Origin of the sequence: Congregibacter sp. (assembly GCF_965662665.1) — a bacterium.
Lineage (GTDB): Bacteria > Pseudomonadota > Gammaproteobacteria > Pseudomonadales > Halieaceae > Congregibacter.
On the sequence record NZ_CBFIIF010000004.1, the window covers coordinates 139,419 to 146,695 of the forward strand.

The following is a 7,277-nucleotide window of genomic DNA, read 5'->3' on the forward strand; positions in this document are numbered from 1 at the left end:
CGTGTCGGCCCAACTTCCAGTAGGTGGATTTTTGGGTGCTGATCCGGCTGAGGAAGAAGTCGAAGAGCGGATAGAGCAGCAGCTCGAAAAACGGGTTGAGGACAATGTCGAAGAGAGCATCGAGACTTCAGTCGAGGTTGCCACTGAGCTGAACATCCAGGAAAACATCGAAGACAACATCGAAGAGACCATCGAGCAGACAGTGGATGCGACGGTTGAAGGCACTATCGACGATGCAGTCGCCCAGACCGTAGAAGAGCGCTTGGAAGAGTCCGTTGAGTCTTCCGTGGAGACCGGCGTCGCTGAAGCTGTGGAAACTTCTGTTGAAGACGGCGTCGAAAGCAGCGTTGAGGAAGCCGTCGCGGAGACCGTAGAGCACAGTGTCGAAGGCAGTGTAGAGGAGGCTGTTGCCGAGACCGTAGAGGATAGCGTTGAAGGCAGCGTAGAAGAGGCCGTTGCCGCGACAGTGGAGGATAGTGTCGAAGGCAGTGTGGAAGAAGCTGTTGCGGAGACTGTCGAGGACAGCGTTGAAGGCAGCGTAGAAGCATCTGTCGCAGCCGCCGTTGAAGACAGCGTGGAGGAGTCTGTAGAGAGCGAAGTCATCGCCAGCGTGGAGAGTAGCGTCGAGGCGTCGGTTGAGGACAGTGTAGAGAGCTCGGTGGAAGATTCTTTGGAGTCTTCTGTCGAGTCTTCGGTTGAAGATGACGTCGAGCAAAGAGTTGTCCTTGCCATTGAAGGTCGTTTGGAAACCGAAATCGATGAAATTCTCGATAACCTGGAGAGCGATTTGGAGGTCGATGAAAATCGCATACTCAAGGAACAGTGGCTGGTCATGGCAGAGCCCGTCGTCTTTGACGAGTTGACGTCGCGGGGCTACCTCTTTGACACCGTGACAGAGTTGCCGGGCCTGGGACTTAGGTTGGCAGAGGTTGCTGCGCCGTCCACTTTCGATATCACGCAAGTTCGTGATGGCGTTTTGGATGTCGTGGGTAAAGATCGAGCCGAGGTCGACCTAAATCACATTTACACCGCCGGTGTTCCCGAGATGGTTGCAGGTAGTGGGGTCATGCCGCGCGCTGCAATGGCGTTTCCCTCGGACCTTGATGACCTTGATTTGCGTGTAGGTATGATCGACAGCCGCGTAGACACAGAGCACCCTGCCTTAGCGCAATCCAGCATTCATACGCGTTCTTTCGCAAAACCTAGCGCTGAGGCTCCAGAGTTCCATGGCACGGCCATTGCCTCGATTATTGCTGCGAACTCTCCTGAGTACCGGGGACTCGCTCCCAATGCTGAAGTGTACGCAGCGTCGGTGTTTGAGTTGGACGGTAAGCGCGGAGAGATTGCCAGTACTGTGAGCCTTATCCGCGCTTTGGATTGGTTGATCTCGTCTGGCGTTGACGTGGTGAATATCAGTTTGGCCGGACCGCCTAATCGCTTGCTGGAGAGAGCGCTGGATCGCGCGTCTTCGCAGGATATGGTTGTGATGGCTGCAGCAGGTAATGGCGGTCCAGTAGCACGACCCATGTATCCAGCCGCCTACGATAGCGTTGTCGCCGTTACCGCGGTGGACTCAGCTCGTCAGGTTTTCCGTTTGGCCAATCGCGGGGATTATCTTGCTCTGGCAGCGCCAGGAGTTGACTTGCGCCACGCTCAACCCGGAGGTGGGTATGCCGCGTCCTCAGGTACCTCTTTTGCTGTGCCTTTTGCGGTCACCGCTGCGGCGCGTTTGAGTCGCCTCAGCCCGGAATCTGACATTATCACCATGCTCCTTGAGAGCGCGATGGATTTAGGTCCTCCCGGGCGCGATTCGATCTATGGTTTCGGTTTGTTGACCCTCGGCAGTCTTTAGCTGTCGAGGTTTCTAGGTTACTCCCAAGGCACAGCGTCCCCTGGGTAGCACTCGGTTGTTTTTTTACCAGCTGTATTGCAGGCGAGTACCAAAAATGGTCTGCGTAAAGTCAGCTCTTGGTAGGTTCGATACGTAGTCTCCGTAGCTGAGATACCACTGCCAGTTCAAGCGCTGGGTCAGAGGTAGCTCCAAGTCGAATTTTACGCGCAGGCGATCATCGTTTCGAGGTTCTTCAATCGTCGGTTCGTCGGAATTGTAGTCGCGCACCTCATACCGTAGAGCCGCTTCGACTTTTATTTTTCGCTCCCAGGCGTCAAAGCGGCGAATGTAGCGCAGTTTTAAGGAGTGCGCGTTAAAATCCAGTTCATCGGCGACGGCATCTTCTTCCCGATAGCGATAGCCAAGGTTGAGGTAACTGCGCAGGCCGCGATGGAAGTAGTAAAAATCGAGTTCCCCCGTATGGGTCTCTGCGTCGCGTTGAGAGCGATTGTCTATTTCGCGCTCTGAGTAAACATAAGCCCCTCGTGCAAACCAGCGTTGCGATAAAAAACCGGAAAGTGAAGGCGAGATTCGGGTGTACTTGAGGAAGTCATTGCCATCAAGTTGTGAGTCGATGTAATAGGCTGAGAGTGACGCGTTACTGCTGCCCAGATCAGTGTTGATGTCCGCCCCCAGAATATGTGTGAGTCGGTCTACTGCCGAAAATTCCTGGTAGGTGCTGCTGCTAACGTCGTAGTTCAGCGAAGCCTCGGTGCGATCATTAAAGCTATGTTTGACGCCGAGCTCCAGATCAAGGATCGCAGCATAATCGCTCTGCCCGCTTGAGAGATCGACTTCATCGACAGACACGTTGGTATCGTATTCTCCCCCGACGCCGACTTCGGCACTCCAGCGAGTCTTGCTCGCACTCTCTCCCGACTCTTGCGCGACAATCGCCGACGCTGCGCAGGCGCACAGCATCGCGATAGATATGCGAGCTAGTCGAGACGTGAATAGAGGCACTGATCGGCTCAGGGTGAAGGTTGGGTGCGCAGACTAATCAAAGCACGCCTTTGTCTCAAGACTGCCACTTGATGGCTGTCTGTGTTTGCGATCCGGTGATAAACTTCGCGACCTTTATCAACATGATCTTTAAGGAGTTCTCTTGAGCGACGATCAGACTCAGCAGCATGACGACTGTATGCAGCGTTTTATCGACCTGGCCAATGAAATGAAGGACGAGGGTGTCCCGGTCAATGTGGTTTCCTGGGCTCTCATGACCTCGTCGGGGATCTATTCGACCTATACTGTGACGGGCAACAGCGGTGGTTTGAATCCTTCGGGAATCGACAAAGTCGTGGATGCCTACAAGCAGAACCTGACTAATATTCAGGCGCTGAAGAAGGCTGAAGACGAGAGAAAGAGAGCGGGCAGCTAAGGCCCTATCAGGCCTGTTCCAGCTGAATGCCGTCGTCATTCTGGTTCTCGCTTCCGTTGAGGCGATCTAATTGACGACGGAAATGACCGGGTTCCAGTAGCGTACGAAGCTGCGCCAGTGGAACCGGTTGGCTAAAGAGAAAGCCCTGGATGATTTCCGCGTCCTGTTCGAGAAAGAACCTTAGCTCTTCGACGCGCTCCACGCCCTCGACAACGAGTTCCAGTCCGAGGCTCTTACCCATTGCGATGATCGCTCGCACGAGCTCAATGTCCTGCTTGCCCTTGGCCAGTCCTAATACAAAACTGCGGTCAATTTTTAGCTCATCCAGCGGGAAGCGGGTCAGATAGCTGAGCGATGAGTAACCAGTACCAAAGTCGTCTATGGACAAGCGCACGCCCAAATCCTTTAAGTCCTGAACCATAGCAACAACACTTTCCTGATTGCTCACCATAATGCCTTCGGTGAGCTCGATTTCCAGGGACTCTGCGGGCAAGCCCGAGTCTTGCAGTGCAGAGCCAACGGTATCGACGAACTCATCATGAAACTGCAAAGCAGACACGTTTACCGATACTTTTGGTATCGGATTCACGCTTGCCCGCAATTCGACAAGGTCAGCGCAGGCTTGTCTTAGCACCCATTCGCCCACTTCCTCAATCAGGCCTATCTCCTCAGCGATGGGAATCCACTTAAAGGGTGGCACCAGTCCATGTGTCGGATGGTTCCAGCGAACAAGAGATTCTGCGCCAGTAACTTCGCCAGTGCGCGCGTTTACTTGGGGCTGGTAATGGAGAAGCAGTTGGTCGAGCTCCACGGCACGGCGCAGATCATTCTCAAGCTCGAGCCTTTCGCGGTTTGCGCTCTCCATGGAGTCGTCGTAGACGAGCACTCTGTTGCGTCCGCGCTTTTTGGCGTTGACCATTGCGGTGTCCGCTGCACGCAATAGCGTTTCAACATCCTCGGCGTGATCCGGTGCCAACGCTATCCCGATACTGGACGTAACGATGACTTCCTGGTGGTCGATGATGTAAGGCTCCGCTAAAGAACTCGCTAGGCGATCTGCTACACGCTTTGCCATATCAATGCTTTCGATGTGGTTGAGCACCACCGTGAACTCATCTCCGCCGAGGCGCGAAAGGTCCATCACCGAATTTTCTTCATCCGATCGGCGGTGAAGAACATCACTGTCTCGCACTCCCGCGGCTAAGCGTTCCGAAACTTCCCTCAGGAGGGCATCGCCCCCGGCCGCCCCTAGAGAATCGTTAATACGTTTGAAGTTGTCGATATCAACATGCAAGAGGCCGACATTCTGGTTGCCCCTTCGGGCAAGGCGGAGCAAGAGAGCCAGTTGCTCAGTGAACAGTTTTCTATTGGGAAGTGAGGTTAAATTGTCGAAGTACGCGGCGTGGCGCAACTTACTGCGAGACTCGCTTACCTTCTGCTCCGCAGTATCGAGCTCCTTTTTTCGCCGGCTGAGTTGCTCTGTGCGCTCGTCGACTTTCATGCTGAGTATTTTTCGGTCCGCATCCATCTGCTGTGTATAGCTATGTAGGCCCGTAATAATGCCGTTGAGGACTTCAGCAATATCGCGAATTTCACCACTGCCACGAATCCGCAGCGGCTCACTCTGTCTGCCTGCGGCGATATCATCTGCAACGCTTGCCAGCATGCCGAGGGGCGCGGTTATTCGCCGGGTAATAATGCGCGTGAGCAACCAGAAGAGGAACAGTACCGCCAGACCAATGCCTGCCGATAGAGCGACCGTAGGTAAAGTCAGGCTCCAAAGTACGGTGCTGCTGATTTCAACACCGAGGTAGCCTGCAACATAAACACTACTGACTAATTCTGGATAGGCGAGAGCCGCGGCGAAATCTTCGCGTCCCAAATTTTGCCTTGAAGGATCTACCACAGAGACAATGGGTAGTGTCAGCGAGGTGGTTTTTTCGCCAAAAATGAAACGGCTTAGCAGTTCAAGACCCGGTGGTACCGTTCCGCCGGGTCGTACAACGATGCCCCGGTCTACGGGAGAGAGGTTTTCGCGCAGAGCACTGAAACGTGGCATAGGGTCGTTTTCTACCCACGAATGGCTCTGCACGCCTATGACACTTCCCTGGCTGTCGTAAAAAGTCGTTCGCGTGACGGCCTCGGACAGACCCAGGTACTCGTCGAGGGTGCGCTGGACATCCATGGGTTCGCGAAAATAGGCGGTTAGCTGAAGATGCGTTTGGCTGCCTACGAGGCTGGAAGCAGAAAGAATGAGTGCGTCACGCTGATAGCTAAAGTCGCGCTGTCCGACAAATAGCGTCAGGATGAGTCCAGCTAAGATAGCCAGCAGTGCGATGAGCGCGTTGATCTTGCTTGCGATGCTCATAGCTGAGGCTTGGCTCTGCGAAGATTTAGGTAGTACATAACGAACCCCAGGCCCCGGGACAGTTTGTCGGGGTTGCCGACGATCGGCAAACGTCGGAGCGTTGTAAGATCCAGATCGGCATCGATTTGCTGCTTCATCGTCTAGCGGTCCCTGCGCTTGTGACAATGCTAGATGGCCAAACTATCACGCATTATTGTCGGTGGCCAGAGCGATAAATCCAGAGAAACTGGCAGGGAGAATTTGCAAAAAGCTGCGTGAGCGTTCTTGCTGTGTCGTTACGGAATTCTGCAAACGGCGTCCAGTTTAGGAAGAGGGTCAGCGGCCCACGCTGGTGTAGCGCAGCCCTGCGCGCTCCATCAAATCGCGTTCATAGACGTTGCGGAGATCGATAAATATGTCCCCGCGCATGGAATCACGAATGTCGCTGAGATTGAGTCCTCTGTACTGATTCCATTCGGTCATGAGTACCACGGCGTCCGCATCTTTAACCGCTGTTGCAATGTCTTGGGCATACTCGACGCTCTCCGGGAGCAGTGGGCGGGCTTCGTCCATGCCCTCGGGGTCGTGGGCGCAAATGCTGGCTCCGCGATCGATCAGTGCCGGAAGAATTGCCAGTGCCGGAGCGTCACGCATGTCATCGGTTTCAGGCTTGAAGGTGAGTCCAAGCACGGCGATACGTTTGTCCGCCTCAGAGCCTCCCAGCGCTTCGCGGATCTTTGAGACCATGCGCGCTTTTTGCGATGCGTTGACTTCTACAACCGCTTCCACAATGCGACTGCCTACACCGTACTCCTGGGCCATGCGATTCAATGCCAGTGTGTCCTTGGGGAAGCAAGAACCCCCGTAGCCCGGGCCAGCATGGAGAAACTTATTCCCAATCCGTTTGTCCATACCCATGCCTTTGGCAACGGCATTTACATCGGCGCCGGTCTTTTCACAGAGCTGGCTCATTTCATTGATGAAGCTGATCTTGGTGGCGAGAAACGCGTTTGCGGCATACTTAATCAGTTCGGCGCTCTCGAGTCCCGTCACGAGTAGAGGGGCTTCGATGAGGTTAAGAGGACGATAGAGCTCTCGAAGCCGCGCCTCAGCACGCTCTGACTCCACGCCTAAAACAACGCGGTCCGGGCGCATAAAATCGCTGATCGCAGAGCCTTCACGGAGAAACTCCGGGTTCGAAGCGACGTCGAAGTCGGCATCGGGATTTGCTTTTCTAATCACCCTTGCTACTTCGCGGGCTGTGCCCACCGGTACCGTCGACTTATCAACAATTACGGTGTAACTCTGCAGGTTCACCGCGATCTCTTCGGCTGCGGCATACACATACTTGAGGTCAGCATGACCATCGCCGCGACGGGTTGGGGTACCTACGGCGATAAATATCAGGTCGGCTTTCGCAACGCTGCCTGCCACATCTGTGGTGAAGCTTAGTCGTCCAGCCTCAGCGTTTTTTCGCACCAAGTCGTCAAGACCGGGCTCGTAAATGGGGATTTTGCCTTGTCGAAGTGAAGCAATGCGATCTTCCTGCTTATCGACGCAGCTTACGCTGGCACCAAACTCGGCGAAGCAGGCGCCGGATACCAGGCCCACATAGCCCGCCCCAATCATTACAACGTTCATTTAGGTAGACCTTTTCATCA

At 54.5% G+C, this 7,277-nt stretch carries 6 protein-coding genes; 2 read left to right on the forward strand and 4 right to left on the reverse strand.

Features of this window, described 5'->3' with window-relative positions; translation table 11 throughout:
• Position 1: 1 nt before the first annotated feature.
• Positions 2 to 1,852, forward strand: a complete 1,851-nt coding sequence (locus ACTG39_RS03215; RefSeq protein ID WP_439106085.1) for a S8 family serine peptidase — start codon at positions 2 to 4, stop codon at positions 1,850 to 1,852.
• Between the two features lie 63 nt (positions 1,853 to 1,915).
• Here the strand turns inward: ACTG39_RS03215 and ACTG39_RS03220 are convergent, their stop codons facing one another.
• Positions 1,916 to 2,854 carry a surface lipoprotein assembly modifier gene (locus tag ACTG39_RS03220; RefSeq protein ID WP_439106086.1) on the reverse strand — a complete coding sequence of 313 codons (939 nt, stop codon included), beginning with the start codon at positions 2,852 to 2,854 and terminating at the stop codon, positions 1,916 to 1,918.
• A gap of 142 nt (positions 2,855 to 2,996) precedes the next feature.
• On the opposite strand from ACTG39_RS03220, the gene ACTG39_RS03225 reads away from it, so the two are divergent.
• The gene (locus tag ACTG39_RS03225) at positions 2,997 to 3,269 is read left to right on the forward strand and encodes a DUF3144 domain-containing protein (RefSeq protein WP_439106087.1); all 273 of its coding nucleotides are present in this window, start codon (positions 2,997 to 2,999) and stop codon (positions 3,267 to 3,269) included.
• A gap of 7 nt (positions 3,270 to 3,276) precedes the next feature.
• On the opposite strand, the gene ACTG39_RS03230 is transcribed toward ACTG39_RS03225, so the two are convergent.
• The 3 genes from ACTG39_RS03230 to ACTG39_RS03240 form a co-directional block, all read right to left on the reverse strand.
• Complete coding sequence (locus tag ACTG39_RS03230; protein ID WP_439106088.1) at positions 3,277 to 5,637, reverse strand: putative bifunctional diguanylate cyclase/phosphodiesterase; 2,361 nt, start codon at positions 5,635 to 5,637, stop codon at positions 3,277 to 3,279.
• Entirely contained in the window at positions 5,634 to 5,774 is a 141-nt protein-coding gene (locus ACTG39_RS03235) for a hypothetical protein (RefSeq protein ID WP_439106089.1), read from the reverse strand. Before ACTG39_RS03235 ends, ACTG39_RS03230 begins: the two co-directional genes overlap by 4 nt.
• A gap of 178 nt (positions 5,775 to 5,952) precedes the next feature.
• A complete protein-coding gene (locus ACTG39_RS03240) occupies positions 5,953 to 7,257 on the reverse strand; it encodes a UDP-glucose dehydrogenase family protein (RefSeq protein ID WP_439106090.1) in 1,305 nt (434 codons plus the stop codon).
• Positions 7,258 to 7,277 lie beyond the last annotated feature (20 nt).